We start from the raw sequence: 13,440 nt of genomic DNA, 5'->3' as shown, positions 1-13,440 counted from the left end.
GTCTTGCCGGCGGCTCGGTCAGGTCGGCTTTACTGCTACTTCGTTCGGCATACTGCCCAGCCTCGCCTCGGCCTATCACCTCGGCTCGGCCACCACCTCACGTCAGCCCTCGGCCGGCAGCCGGTCCTCTGCTCACCGACCTCGACCGGTGACCGCCTGGCCGCAGCTTTCGCTGCGGCCGGGCCGTGCCGCTCTTCAGGTCGTCGCCTCAGTCCGGCTCGCACCTCACGCCCGGCACCCTGGCCTGGCTTACCGCCCGGCCGCGGGGTCCGGCTTCGCCGAAACGGCTCGGCCGTTCACCCAGTCCTTACGCGTGCCTTGCCTGACGGCCGGCCAGCCGGTTACCCGGCGGTGTGGTGATTCGCCTTATTCAGCTGTCTGTCTGCCTGCCTGCCTTGCCCGCGCCCGCGAGCCTGTGGCAATGGCCGGAGGCCATCGCCACGGGCGTACGTCAGGCCTGCTGCTCGGTCTCGCCCTCGGCGGCCTCGGCCACCGGAGCGGCCTCAGCCGGAGCGGCCTCCTCGGCCACCGGAGCAGCCTCGGCCGGAGCGGCCTCCTCAGCCTCCGGAGCAGCCTCGGCCGGAGCGGCCTCAGCCTCGGGAGCGGCCGCGGTCTCGGCCGGGGGCTCAGTGGTGCCCTGCTCGATGAGCTCGCGCTCCCACTCGGCCAGCGGCTCGGCGGCGGCCGGCTTCTCGTCACCGCGGGCGGCGCCGGAGCGGGCCATCAGACCGGCGGCGACACCGTCGGCGACGACCCTGGTCAGCAGGCCGACGGCGCGGATGGCGTCGTCGTTGCCCGGGATCGGGTAGTCGACCTCGTCCGGGTCGCAGTTGGTGTCGAGGATCGCGACGACAGGGATGCCAAGCTTCTTGGCCTCGCTGATCGCGATGTGCTCCTTCTTCGTGTCGACGATCCACACCGCGCTGGGCACGCGGCCCATGTCGCGGATGCCGCCGAGCGTGCGCTCAAGCTTGTCCTTCTCACGCCGGCGCATGAGGAGCTCCTTCTTGGTGAGCCCCGAGCCCGCGACGTTGTCGAAGTCGAGCTCCTCGAGCTCCTTCAGCCGCTGAAGCCTCTTGTGCACGGTGGAGAAGTTGGTGAGCATGCCACCCAGCCAGCGCTGGTTCACGTACGGCATGCCGACCCGGGCGGCCTGCTCGGCGATGGCCTCCTGGGCCTGCTTCTTGGTGCCGATGAACAGGATCGTGCCGCCGTGGGCGACGGTCTCCTTCACGAAGTCGTAGGCACGGTCGATGAACGACAGCGACTTCTGCAGGTCGATGATGTAAATGCCGTTGCGCTCGGTGAAGATGAAGCGCTTCATCTTCGGGTTCCAGCGCCGGGTCTGGTGACCGAAGTGAACGCCGCTCTCGAGCAGCTGTCGCATGGTGACGACGGGGGCCATCTGCTGGTCCTCCAGGTCTGGGCGCCCTGCGGAGGGGCGCGATTCTCGGTTGTGCCGCGGCAGCGCGTCGGCTGCCGCCCTGATGCCCCGAACCCGCTCCAGCCGGGCCGTTGGCCCGGACCGATGGCGCGGTCCGCAGTGGGACATGCGAAGTCGGCCTGATGTGACAGGCCACCGAAAAGTCTACCTCCCGCGCCGCCCCAGGCTGACCGTCTGCGGTCAATCGGACATCCCGTTCCCACCATCAACGTTCTGATCATCGGACGACGGCGGCCGTACGGCGATCGCGGCGAGCAGTCAGCTCACCGCGTCGTGATCCTCAGTAGGCAACCCAGGACTGACCCTCTTCGCCAGCGGGAAGAGGTTGATCTGCGCCTCGACGATCCTGGCCCCGCTCGGCGCCTCCTTTTCACCGCGCTGGCTGGAGATGTACGGCTTGATCACCTTCTCGATCGCCTCGTTGAGCCGCGCCAGCTCGTCGGCGTCGACCCTGATCCGGTAGCGGCTGAACCGGGTCGTGTCGCGCCACTCCGCGGGTTCCTTGTCGACGTCGCTCAGCGCGCGCTCCGCCTCTTCGTTGGCCTCCCGCCGGAACGCCGAGATCAGCGAGAGTTTGGCGTCCCGCACATCCGGGTGATCACTGGGCGAGATTCCTATCGAGAGCGGCGCTGCCGCGACCTTCCACAATCGTTCTCTGCCGTCCCCTCGCGGCGGCGCGTCCTCCACGAACCCGTACTTGGCCAGCATCCGCAGGTGATAGCTGGCCGCGCTGGGCGTGATCCCGGCGATCTCGGCCACTTCGGTTGCGGTGGCGCTGCCTTCGACACCAAGCCGGGTGAGGATCATCAACCGCGCCGGGTGCGCCAACGCCCGCATCGCCTTCGGATCGCTGAGCCCTTCGCTGTCCTGCGTCATGCGCCAAAGGTACCCACTTGCGTGAAACGTTGCTTTCATAACTATGAAGGACTACTTTCAGAGTTATGAAGCGTTCCCTTCATAACTCCGGTCCCGTTTTAGCAACCGGCGTCGAGGCCGGACCCCTGCTCCCCCTCCACAAGCAACGCGACTACCGCCTGCTCTGGACTGCCCGGACGATCTCGGTCACCGGCTCGGAGGTGTCCAAGCTCGCCATCCCCCTGACCGCGGTGACCTCGCTGACCGCCTCTCCCTCCCAGATGGGCATGCTGACGGCGGCGGCCTCGGTGCCCGCGCTCATGTTCGGTCTCCAGTCGGGCGCCATCGCCGATCGCCTCACCCGGCATCGTCCGCTGATGATCGCCTGTGAGCTCGTCTCCTGCGCGGCCGCCGCCACCGTCCCCCTGGCCTGGCTGTTCGGCCTCCTGAACGTCACCTGGCTGATCGTCGTCGCTCTGGTGATCGGCTCGGCCGGGGTGCTCTTCAGGGCGGCGAACTTCCCCCATGTGGCAACCGTGGTCCCCCCGGCCCGGCGAACCGAGGCGATGGCCGGTCTGCACGCCTCCTACTCGGTCGCCTCGGTCAGCGGCCCCGGTCTGGCCGGCCTCCTGGTGCAGATCCTCACGGCCCCGCTGGCCGTACTGGCTGAGGCACTGTCGTTCCTGACCTCGGCGCTGCTGCTGCGCGCCATCCGCACCCCCGAGCAGAACGCCCCGGCACCGTCCCGAGGCATGTGGCGCGACGTCGTGGCGGGCCTCAGGGCCGGCGTCACCCATCCCGTGCTTCGCGCGCTGCTGGCGGCAGGCGTGACGATCAACTTCTTCGCGATGGCGTACACAGCCGTCTACATGCTCTACATGGTGAACACCCTCGGCATCCCCAAGGGCATGATCGGTGTGCTCATCGCCCTGGGCGGCGTCGGCGGCCTGTTGGGCGCCTGGATCACCGCCCGCTTGTCGAAACGCTACGGTGAGAACCGCATCCTGCTCGTCTCGGTGATCTTCTTCCCCATGGAGATCCTCGCGGTAGGCCTGCTGACCGGCCCTCTCTGGTGGAAACTCGCCCTCCTCGCCATGACCGGAACGATCACGGGCGGCATCGTCGTGGCCTTCGCCACCTGCATGGGCGCGATCACGCTCCGCGAGACCTCCCCAGAGCTCCGCGGCCGGGTGAACGCCACCATGACGTTCGCGGTGCAGGGTGTCCTGGCTGTGGGCGGCCTGGTCGGCGGCATCGCCGCCGAGTTCCTGGGCCTGCGCCCAGTGATCCTCATCTGCGCGGCCGGCATGGCCATGAGCAGCATCTGGATCTGGGCCTCCCCGCTACGCCCGCGCCGCCCCCGCCCTCCGGCCGCATAACGCTCGATGCCCAGCCGACGCCCTCCCAGGCCCTGGGGGGCCACCTGATGGCCGCCAAGCACCGACCCCTGACCTGACCCTTGGCAACGCTCCAGCCCTTGGCAGCGGGCAGAAGACCGGTCCCGAGGGACGGAAGCATTGCTCCCGGCTATCCACAACCGGTCCTCCGCCCTCCCCGTCCATCAACAGAACGCCGTTCGCCCCCACGCGGCCAGGGGCGCCTCGAACAAACTCGCGCCATGAATTCCCAGTCCCCCGCCGGATGCCGGTACGAGCGCGACCCGTCCACGCACCCTGCACCAACGCCAGAAGCTGACCACACTCCCACCAGAGCTCATCCCACCAGCCGAAGTGCCTCTCTCCCGGCGGCTCCGAGAGCCCTGCTGACCCTCGTCATCACGGCCGCGATCCTCGCCTCCCTCCCCGCCCCCGCCGCAAGCGCCTCGCCAGCCGGCTGGCGGTGGCCGCTGGACGGGCACCCCCGCGTCATCCGCCGCTACGCTCCACCGCCCGAGCCATGGCTGGCGGGACACCGCGGCATCGATCTGGCCGCCCCCGCAGCCACGCCGGTGCTGGCGGCCGGCCCTGGCACAGTGCGCTTCGCCGGCCCTGTAGCGGGGACCGGAGTGGTCACCATCGAACACCAAGGCGGCCTGCGGACGACGTACCTGCCGGTCGCCGCGTCAGTGAGACGAGGCCAGCCGGTCGAGCCGGGAGCCGAACTGGGCGTCGTCGAAGCCTCGAAGGCCCACTGCCGGCAATCGTGTCTGCACTGGGGCCTCCTTCGCGAGGACCGCTACCTGGATCCCCTGATCCTCCTGGGCCACGCCCCCATCCGCCTCCTCCCCTTCTGGCCGGCGAACCCCAGCGGCGGGACTGCGGCAGCGCTCACCGCCCTCCTTCCTGGCCCCACCGCCCGCCCAAAGATCCCCAGCCCGGCCAGCGCCGCACTTGCCGCCGCACCGGAGGACGAAGACACTGCCGGACCCGCCCCCATCGCCACATCGCGCCAGACGCATCGCCCCACGTCACCGGAGCTCCTGAGCCGTGCGGCCGCAACGCACGCGGCACCCGCCATCGGTCTGGCCGCACTGCTGGCAATCGCCTTCCTGATCACCGCCGTCTACCAGCGACGACGACACCGCCGCCGGACTCGACGAGGCCCCCACAACCCAAGAAGGGGCCAACATCGCAAACAACGCCATAGCCGCCACGGCGGACCACCACGCCGCCGACGCCCGTCACCATGACCCCCATCACCACACCCTCAGGCCGCCCTGGAACGAACCCTGAGGCACGCCCCGGAAGAAGCGGAACCCTCAGGCCCGCGGATGAGCCTGCCGGTACGCCGCACGCAGCCGCTCGATCGAGACATGTGTATAAATCTGCGTGCTGTTCAAGGACGCATGTCCGAGGAGCTCCTGAACGCTGCGTAGGTCCGCCCCGCCCTCAAGCAGATGGGTCGCCGCGGTGTGCCGCAAACCGTGCGGTCCCATGTCCGGCGCCCCTTCCACCTGAGCCAGCCGCGCATGCACCACGCGTCGAACGGTTCCCGCGTCGATTCGCCCCCCACGTACCCCGAGAAAGAGCGCCGGCCCCGACCCTGCCCGAACCCACAACGGCCGCCCGTGAATGCACCACCTGTCCAGCGCCCGAAGAGCAGGCAAGCCGAACGGCACCGAGCGTTCCTTGCGTCCCTTGCCCAGCACCCGGATGACGTGCCGATCCCGATCCACGTCATCGACATCGAGCGCACACAGCTCACTCACCCGCACACCTGTGGCGTACAGCATTTCGAGCAGGGCTTGATCCCGCAGTTCCTTGGGCTCCGCCGTCGAAGACGCGTCCAGAACGGCCTGTGCCTGCGGCTGATCGAGTACGGCGGGCAGGGTGCGGGGCGCCTTGGCGCTCCCGAGCAGCAGTCCTGGGTCCACCGGCAGCCATCCACGACGATGACAGTAGGCGGTGAACGTACGGGCGCAGGCGGCCCGGCGAGCCAGGGTGGCTCTCGCCTTCCCTGCCCCATGCTGCTCGGCCAGCCACGCTCTCAGCGTCCCGACATCAAGGATCTCAATAGGCCCGTTGAGGCGGTCGAGGAGCGAGTTGACATCGGCGAGGTAGGCGCGGACCGTGTGCGGGGAAAGATCGCGCTCGAACCGCAGGTACCGGCCGAACGCGGCCACCACCTCGTCCCTGTCCACCCCAGGCCTCCCGCCCACAGCCACGTCACCGCCGCCCAAAACGATCGTGCCACCCCCACCCAACCCCAAACGCCCTCACCGCAGCAACCTCCGCGCCCCAACCGACCGACCGTGTTAACGCCGCATGGCGCACATGAGTGACGGCCGTGACAGTGACGCCTTCCACGACACGCACGCCACCGCACCCCGCGCCCAAGCACAGCCGCCGTGACCATGGCACCACACACACCACCACAGCCCACGCCCAAGCACAGCCGCCGGACGGAGACACCGCCGCAAGACGCCCGCCACCGCAGTCCGCATCCCATGGGTGGTGGGCTGTCAGCAGGTTCGGCACGCAGTGGTAGGCGACGCTGCCGAATCCGGAAGACTATCTCCGGGAGGGGTGCGTGTCTCCGTGCGCTGGGCGGTCATTCACCGCTCGGGAGCCGCCCCCGGAGCGCGCCGGTCCGCCCCTCTGCTTGGAGGGTGCGTCCCCTCGTCTGGACGGCTCTCCTCACGTGACAGCCCGGCCTCATCCGCGCCACCACAACCCGCCCCCGTCCCAGACGAGACCGCCTCCGCACCACCACAACCCGCCCCCGCGCCTGGAAGGTCGGCCAGTGTGCCCTGCTGATGGTGGGTCCCGTTTGAGGGGCCCGTCGTCCAGGCTGGGAGGTCGGGCAGCGGGTCTGGGAGGTTGGGCTCTCGGCGGGCGAGATCGTCGTCATCAGGGAACGGAGGGTCCTGGGTCGGGTCCGTGTCTTCCGCGATGGGCGGCGGCTCCAGAGCGGCGGATTCCGGGGCCTTCGGGTACGTGGTCGCCTGCTTGCGGAGGCGCCAGCCGTCCGGGGCTCGTTCGATGTAGCCCGCGGCCGCCAAGCCGCCCAGCGCGCTCAGCGTGGCATCCAGGCTTACCCCGGCCGAGACCGCTATGGAGGCCGGGCCGGCGCCCCCTCGGGCGGGGATCGCGTCCAGGACCTTTCGGGTTGATTCGTTGAGCTTGTCCCTGGGGACCGCGGGGGCGCGGGAGTGTGGGGCCAGGTCGTCGCCGATCACGCCAACGAGTTCGATCATCTCCTCCGGCGACGTGATGCAGACCGCTTTGCGCTCGCGGAGGAGTCTGTGACAGCCGGCTGACAGGCTGGAGGTGACCGGGCCGGGGACGGCTCCCAGGTGCCTGTTGAGTGACAGGGCATGAGCGGCCGTATTGAGGGCGCCGCTGCGCAAGGCGGCTTCTACCACCACCGTGCCTCTCGACAGGGCGGCTATCAGGCGGTTTCGGATGAGGAAGCGGGCCCGGGTGGGGTGGACCCCTGGCGGGCATTCGCTGATCACCATGCCCTGGTCCCTGACGGCAGCGAAGAGGGTGTTGTGGCTGCTCGGGTAGCAGATGTCCACGCCGCAGGCCAGGACGACCACCGTCGGCGAGTCGGCCGCGAGCGCTCCCCTGTGAGCGGCGCTGTCCACGCCGAAGGCGCCGCCCGACACGACAGTCCATCCTGACTCGCTGAGCCCGACGCCGAACTCGGCAGCGATGTGCACGCCGTACGCCGTCGCGGTTCGGGCTCCCACCACTGCCACGGATTTGAGGCAGGAGAAGCGGAGGTTCGCCGTGCCGTGGAGCCACAGTCCGAGAGGGCGGCTGGGGCCGAGGTGGTCCAGTTGCGTGGGCCATTCCGGGCTACCGGGGATGATCAGTCGGGCGCCGAGCTTTTCTCCGGCTTCGAGGTCGGCGGCGGGATCGGCGGCGGCCAGGCGGGCGTGCCAGGCGTTCAAGCGGGCGATCAGGTTCGGCGGACGATTTTGCCGGGCTTCCTGGGCCGCGAACCCCGCTGGCAGGGTCCGGGTGCGGATCGCCTCCACGGCCGCCGGAGCGCCGCACTGCGTCACGAGGCGGCCCATGATCGTGTCGCCGACGTCAGCAGCACGCATGAGGGCTGCTCTTGCCTCCTGCTCGGCGCCGATCGACAAGGGGAGCGGGGGTGGTTGCCGAGTCCTCGGCGGCTCTGGTGATGGTGGTGGCCCAGGGCGCCCGGCGGTGGCGTCCACTGGCGCCAAGGGTTGCGGCGCGGTCGTTGTCGTCGCTCCCGGCGGCGAAGGCCGGGCTGATGACGACGATGTCGCGTACGCCGGCGGCTCCGCATCCCGTTGCGGATGCGCGGTCGCGGGTGGGGTCATGACGCCCTCAAGGTGCGGATGCTTGGTCGGGGGTTGCGGGGTGCTGCTCATCACGACCTCATTCCGAGCCGTAAGTGGAGGATGCTGGGTCGGGCTTGCCGGGGTGGTGGACATTACGACTTCACCCCGAGCCAGAAGTGCAGGGCGGCGGTGGTCTCGTCTTCCTCCGGGCGGTCCTTGCCGGCCAGGTCGGCGAGAGTCCAGGCCACGCGGACGGCGCGGTCCAGGCCGCGGGCGCTGAGGGTCCCCGAGTCCAGGCAGGACGTCATGGGTTTCATGGCCTCCGAGGACGGGCGGTAGTCGCTGTGGAGGATGGATGAGGGAATTTCGGCGTTCGTCCGCCATGGAGTGCCACCCAGGCGTTTCGCGGCTCTCTCGCGGGCCACGAGAACGCGTTCGGCCACCGTCTCGCTGGATTCCGCGAACTGACGATCGGCCATGAGCTCACGCCTGGAGGCGCGGACCACGGTGACCTTCATGTCCACACGGTCGAGGAGCGGGCCCGAGAGCCTGCCCAGGTAGCGGCGCTTGACCGTGGGAGAACATTTGCAGATTTCCTCCTGCTCCTCGGCCTGGGCGCACGGGCAGGGGTTCGCGGCCAGGACGAGCATGAACCTGGCCGGGAAGGTGACCGAGCCCGCCGCTCTGGACACGGTCACGCGACCCGACTCCAGCGGCTGCCGCAGCGCGTCGAGCACGTGGCGGGGGAACTCGGGAGCTTCGTCCATGAAGAGCACCCCTCTATGGGCGAGCGCGACCGCGCCGGGGCGCACGATCGTGCTGCCACCGCCGATGACCGCGGCGGCGGTCGCCGTGTGGTGGGGACTGACGAACGGCGGCCTGCTCACCATGGGCGCGTTGGGCGGTAGGACCCCTGCGACCGAGTGGATGGCGGTGACCTCCAGGGCATGGTCGAGCTCCAGGTCGGGGAGGAGGGTGGGAAGGCGCTCGGCGAGCATGGTCTTACCGGTGCCCGGCGGGCCGAGCATCCAGAGGTTGTGGCCGCCTGCCGCGCACACCTCCAGGGCGCGGCGGGCGACCGGCTGGCCGACGACGTCCGCCAGGTCGAGCGCGGGCTCTGTGGTGGGCTTGGGCGGCTCCACGCACTCCTCGACCTGGGGCGCGGGTGCGTCCTCTCCCCTGCGCAGCCACTCCACCAGTTGACGCAGGTGCGCCACCGGGACCACCTTGGCATCGGGCACCAGGGCCGCTTCCGCCGCGTTGGCGGAGGGCACGACGATCGTGGCGTCCTCGTGCTTGGCCGCTCCCAGAATGGAAGGCAGCACGCCGCGTACGGGTCTTATGCGGCCGTCGAGGCCGAGCTCTCCCAGGAAGAACGGCTCCGCGATGCGCTCGGCGGGCACCACTCCTGCGGCGCCCAGGATCGCCACCGCAATGGCCAAGTCGAACTGGGATCCGCGTTTGGGCAGGCTGGCCGGGAAGAGGCTGACGATGATGCGGGCGTCGGGCCACGGATAGGTGCTGTTGACGACCGCGGATCGGACTCGGTCGCGGGCCTCGCTGAGCGCCGTGTCGGGGAGGCCGATGAGGTGGATGCCCGCCAGGCCGTTGCCCACGTCGGCCTCGACCTCCACGGCGCGGCCCGTGACGCCCACGAGAGCCACGCTGCGGGTGCGCGCCACGGCCATCTAGATCGCCCCCCGTACGTGGCGCAGGGCGAAGTCGCCGGCGAAGCGTTCGAGGGCGATCACATCCACTCTTATGGCGTCGAACGTGCGGGGTTGCGTGGCCAGCCACTTGGCCGCCAGCATCCGGAGCCTGGCCAGCTTGGCCTGGCTCACCGACTCCAGGGCAGTGCCGTGCGATCTGCCCGATCGGGTCTTGACCTCGACGACGATCAGATTGGGGCCTTCTTCGGCGATGATGTCGATCTCACCATGGCGGCAGCGCCAGTTACGTTCGATGATCTTCATCCCCTTGGCCTCCAGGTAGGTCACGGCTAGCTGCTCGCCGTGCTTGCCGAGCTCGAGCTCTTTCTTCGTGGCCATGCGCCACCTCCGTCACACGCTCAGTCCGGTCCGATCCGGGAACCGACCTTCGCGGATGCGGGGTGGTGGCGGTTGAGGCGAACGGGGTTCTGGGGATTGTGGCGGCTTGTCGTGCGAGGGCTGTGGATAAGGGCCTACATGGCGGGCCGACACAAGAGTGCTGACGAAGCGGGCACCGGATCTCGGCCGCGCACGCTATGGGCACGGGATTTTGGGCACGTGAAAGCGCGAGGCACACACCCCGGCTACCGGCGCCGCCGTTGATGCGGCGCGTGGAGACGCGACGCACACCACGTGGTGCTGCGGGTGGTGGTTGGTGGCCATGGCGCTGACGCACACGGCCTTGAGCCACGCTGACGCACACGGCCTTGAGCCACGCTGACGCCGGTGCCGAGCCGCCGCCACGATATGACGGCGCCGGATTCATGCCACTGCTTGCCACCGCCGCCGTGCCGCCGCCGCCGTGCGACCGCCGCCGTGCCCGTGCGCCGCTGTGCCGTGCCGCCGTCGTGCCCGTGGCCGCCGTCGTGCCGGTGCTGATGGGCTGGTGGTGGTGTGGTGTCCGTCGACTGGTGGTGGTGTAGGCCGTGGTGCGGGACGCATTGCGGCGTGGCGCTGGGGATCGCCGTCGTGTGGCGTTTGGGGCGTGTGGGACCTGACGCCCAGAACCCTCCTGTGTAAACCCGCGTGGAGCATCGCGCAAAGCCCCGAGAACCCCGAAACTGCGAGCCCCGCGCGAAACGCCCCGGCCCGCGGCGCCAGGCCACCGGATCAAGGACTCCCAGCGCCAGGCCACCGGATCAAGGGCCCCCGGCGCCAGGCCGCCGGATCAAGACCCGGGCCGACCTGCCGGCTAGCCCGAGAAGCCCTCCTTGGGCATTTCAAGATCGGCCTTGGCCAGCTCCTCCACGTTTACATCCTTAAACGTGACCACCCGCACGTTCTTCACGAATCGCGCCGGCCGGTACATGTCCCACACCCAGGCGTCCTGCATCTTCACGTCGAAGAAGACGTCGCCGTTCTCCGCGGTACGGACGTCGAGATCGACCGAGTTGGTCAGATAGAAGCGCCGCTCAGTCTCCACGACATATGTGAACAAACCGACGACATCACGGTATTCGCGGTAAAGCTGCAGCTCCATCTCGGTTTCGTACTTCTCGAGATCCTCTGCGCTCATCGCGGTCCTCCTGTCGTACCGGTCCCCCGGTTTGCCTGGTCAGGCAACCCCGGCCCCCATTTCATTTTCACCCATCTCCCTGGCCACCGTGACGAAGGAGTAACGGTGCTCAGGACATGGGCCGTGCGTTTCCAGCGCCAGCCGGTGCCCCGGCGTGACGTACCCCTTGTGATCGGCGAAGCCGTACTGCGGGAAGCGCTCGTCCAGCGCGACCATCAAGCGGTCCCTGGTCACCTTGGCCACGATCGAAGCGGCTGCCATGCACGCGGCCACCTGATCCCCCTTCCACACGGCCAGCGACGGCGCCGGCAGCCCCGGCACCGGAAAGCCGTCCGTCAAGATGTACTCCGGGTCACAAGGCAACTGTGCGACAGCTCGCCGCATTCCTGAAACGTTGCACTTGTGAAGGCCTTTGGCGTCGATCTCCCCCGGTGGGATCACCACGATGCCCACGTGGGAGACGCGCATGACCTGGTCGTAGAGGCGTTCGCGCACTGCCGGGGCCATCAGTTTAGAGTCGCAGAGGCCGTCGATCTCCTTGCGGAGGATCACTGCCGCGACCACAAGCGGGCCCGCGCAGGCGCCGCGGCCTGCCTCGTCGACACCGGCGATCGGCGTGAGGCCGCGGCGAGCCAGCGCCCGCTCATAGGCGTAGAGCCCTGAATCGCGCCGGACGACACTCGGTCGAGGGCGGAACGCAACTGTCATGACAGAGGCAGCGTACGCCCCATTAGCCGCAACCCGCGACCGGAAGTCCCTCTACTTGACCTTGGCGAAGGTGTCCGGCTGGGAGAACAGATAGCCTCGCGACAGCGGCCAGTAACGCACCACGGCCTTGCCGATCACCGCGTCCACCGAGATGAAGCCGCCACCGGGCTCGTCCATGTGGCCCCGGGAGTCAAAGGAGGCGCTGCGGTGGTCGCCCATCAGCCACAGCTTCCCCGCCGGCACCGTGACGTCGAACTTATCGCCCGAAGCGTAATCGCCGGGGTAGAGGTAAGACTCCTCATCCAGCGGCGTCCCATTGACGGTGATGCGCTTCTTGGCATCGCAGCACACCACCTTGTCGCCGCCGACGCCGATGACCCGCTTGATGGTGTCCTCGCCGTTCCAGCCCTTGAACACCACGATGTCGCCGCGCTCCGGCGCGCCCGCGAGCTTGTTGACGAACACGCGGTCGTTGACCAGCAGGGTGTTCTCCATCGACACGGACGGGATGTAGAACGAGCCGACCACGAACGCCTGCAGCAACAAGGCGATGCCCACGCCCATGACCAGCAGCAACACCGTCTCGCGGAAGCCGCCCTTTTTCTTCTCTTTCCCCACGCCCTCCGCCTTCTTGGTGACGGCCATCAACGCCTCCTCTTCCGCCAGCGCCGACGAACCAGGACCAAGGGTACGGCCAGCCCGAACCCGGCGAGCAACGGCACGGAACCGCCGAGAGCCTGGAGCGCGGGCTGGGCGAACGTGTCGGGGATGTTGAGCAAGCTCGCCCGGTCGAACGGCCAGACGATGACGAACGCCCGGCCGATGACCTGACTCTCGGGAATGGACCCGCCGCCCGGGTCACCGGTGTGCTTGCGCGAGTCGAGCGACACCGCGCGATGGTCCCCCATCACCCACAGCCGCCCGGGCGGCACCGTGATGTCGAAGAACTCGTCGGACGGCTCGTTGCCGGGGTAGAGATAGCTCTCCTCGTCGATGGGCGTGCCGTTGATCGTGATGCGCCCCTTGGAGTCGCAGCACTTGACGCGGTCGCCACCGACGCCGATGACCCGCTTGATGTAGTCCTTCTCACCGGGCACGAGGCCGAACGCCGTGCCGACCCACCGGAAGAACCCCGCAACAGGGTTGGACGGCTCCTCCATCTGGAACTCGCCGTCCCACGAGTCGACGCCGGAGAACACCACCACGTCGCCCCGCTCGATGTCGCGCGTGTGGTAGACGAGCTTGTTGACCAGGACCCTGTCGTTTTTCAGCAGGGTGTTCTCCATCGACTCCGATGGAATGTAGAAGGCCTGGACCACAAACGTCTTGATGATCAGGGCCAGCACCAGGGCTACGACGACAAGAACAGGAAGTTCTTTCCAGAACGACCCCTTCTTCTCTTTTTTCTCGCCCTTGGCAGGCTTCTGAGTATCTTCGGCGACCACGTCCACCTCGTCCTTGACCGGGCGGCGCGCCGCGCCGTGCTCCTGGCTCTCGCTAGTCATCG

General features: G+C 68.8%; 13 protein-coding genes. 3 read left to right on the top strand and 10 right to left on the bottom strand.

The window, feature by feature from the left end:
• Positions 1 to 451 precede the first annotated feature (451 nt).
• Both rpsB and ACTMTI_RS11410 read right to left on the bottom strand, forming a co-directional pair.
• Positions 452 to 1,405 (bottom strand): 30S ribosomal protein S2, encoded by a 954-nt coding sequence (gene rpsB / locus ACTMTI_RS11415; protein ID WP_441120219.1) that lies wholly within the window; start codon positions 1,403 to 1,405, stop codon positions 452 to 454.
• A 297-nt stretch (positions 1,406 to 1,702) separates the two neighbouring features.
• Positions 1,703 to 2,320 carry an ArsR/SmtB family transcription factor gene (locus ACTMTI_RS11410; RefSeq protein ID WP_441120218.1) on the bottom strand — a complete coding sequence of 206 codons (618 nt, stop codon included), beginning with the start codon at positions 2,318 to 2,320 and terminating at the stop codon, positions 1,703 to 1,705.
• 65 nt (positions 2,321 to 2,385) lie between these two features.
• On the opposite strand from ACTMTI_RS11410, the gene ACTMTI_RS11405 reads away from it, so the two are divergent.
• Positions 2,386 to 3,678, top strand: coding sequence for an MFS transporter (locus ACTMTI_RS11405; protein WP_441120217.1), 1,293 nt, complete (start codon positions 2,386 to 2,388; stop codon positions 3,676 to 3,678).
• A gap of 239 nt (positions 3,679 to 3,917) precedes the next feature.
• Positions 3,918 to 4,928 carry a murein hydrolase activator EnvC family protein gene (locus tag ACTMTI_RS11400; RefSeq protein WP_441120216.1) on the top strand — a complete coding sequence of 337 codons (1,011 nt, stop codon included), beginning with the start codon at positions 3,918 to 3,920 and terminating at the stop codon, positions 4,926 to 4,928.
• 69 nt (positions 4,929 to 4,997) lie between these two features.
• On the opposite strand, the gene ACTMTI_RS11395 is transcribed toward ACTMTI_RS11400, so the two are convergent.
• The 4 genes from ACTMTI_RS11395 to ACTMTI_RS11380 form a co-directional block, all read right to left on the bottom strand.
• The gene (locus ACTMTI_RS11395) at positions 4,998 to 5,861 is read right to left on the bottom strand and encodes a tyrosine recombinase XerC (RefSeq protein WP_441120215.1); all 864 of its coding nucleotides are present in this window, start codon (positions 5,859 to 5,861) and stop codon (positions 4,998 to 5,000) included.
• 432 nt (positions 5,862 to 6,293) lie between these two features.
• Positions 6,294 to 7,793 (bottom strand): DNA-processing protein DprA, encoded by a 1,500-nt coding sequence (dprA, locus tag ACTMTI_RS11390; protein WP_441120214.1) that lies wholly within the window; start codon positions 7,791 to 7,793, stop codon positions 6,294 to 6,296.
• A 359-nt stretch (positions 7,794 to 8,152) separates the two neighbouring features.
• Positions 8,153 to 9,688, bottom strand: a complete 1,536-nt coding sequence (locus ACTMTI_RS11385) for a YifB family Mg chelatase-like AAA ATPase (RefSeq protein WP_441120213.1) — start codon at positions 9,686 to 9,688, stop codon at positions 8,153 to 8,155.
• Positions 9,689 to 10,048: a YraN family protein gene (locus ACTMTI_RS11380; RefSeq protein ID WP_441120212.1), complete on the bottom strand. Its 360-nt coding sequence runs from the start codon at positions 10,046 to 10,048 to the stop codon at positions 9,689 to 9,691.
• A 425-nt stretch (positions 10,049 to 10,473) separates the two neighbouring features.
• Between ACTMTI_RS11380 and ACTMTI_RS11375 the strand changes: the two genes are divergently transcribed.
• Positions 10,474 to 10,632 carry a hypothetical protein gene (locus ACTMTI_RS11375; RefSeq protein WP_441120211.1) on the top strand — a complete coding sequence of 53 codons (159 nt, stop codon included), beginning with the start codon at positions 10,474 to 10,476 and terminating at the stop codon, positions 10,630 to 10,632.
• 269 nt (positions 10,633 to 10,901) lie between these two features.
• On the opposite strand, the gene ACTMTI_RS11370 is transcribed toward ACTMTI_RS11375, so the two are convergent.
• From ACTMTI_RS11370 to lepB (ACTMTI_RS11355), 4 genes are read right to left on the bottom strand one after another with little or no spacing between them, the layout of a single operon-like run.
• Positions 10,902 to 11,225: a DUF2469 domain-containing protein gene (locus tag ACTMTI_RS11370; RefSeq protein ID WP_026215037.1), complete on the bottom strand. Its 324-nt coding sequence runs from the start codon at positions 11,223 to 11,225 to the stop codon at positions 10,902 to 10,904.
• Positions 11,226 to 11,264: 39 nt separating this feature from the next.
• A complete protein-coding gene (locus tag ACTMTI_RS11365; protein WP_441120210.1) occupies positions 11,265 to 11,933 on the bottom strand; it encodes a ribonuclease HII in 669 nt (222 codons plus the stop codon).
• A 51-nt stretch (positions 11,934 to 11,984) separates the two neighbouring features.
• Positions 11,985 to 12,578, bottom strand: a complete 594-nt coding sequence (lepB, locus tag ACTMTI_RS11360; RefSeq protein WP_441120209.1) for a signal peptidase I — start codon at positions 12,576 to 12,578, stop codon at positions 11,985 to 11,987.
• Positions 12,578 to 13,438, bottom strand: coding sequence for a signal peptidase I (lepB, locus tag ACTMTI_RS11355; RefSeq protein ID WP_441120208.1), 861 nt, complete (start codon positions 13,436 to 13,438; stop codon positions 12,578 to 12,580). The genes lepB (ACTMTI_RS11360) and lepB (ACTMTI_RS11355) overlap by 1 nt, the downstream gene beginning before the upstream one ends.
• Positions 13,439 to 13,440: the final 2 nt, after the last annotated feature.

Source organism: Nonomuraea sp. H19 (assembly GCF_052068215.1).
Lineage (GTDB): Bacteria > Actinomycetota > Actinomycetes > Streptosporangiales > Streptosporangiaceae > Nonomuraea.
The sequence above is the reverse complement of the archived record's forward strand: the minus strand, read 5'-3'. Positions and strand labels throughout refer to the sequence as shown.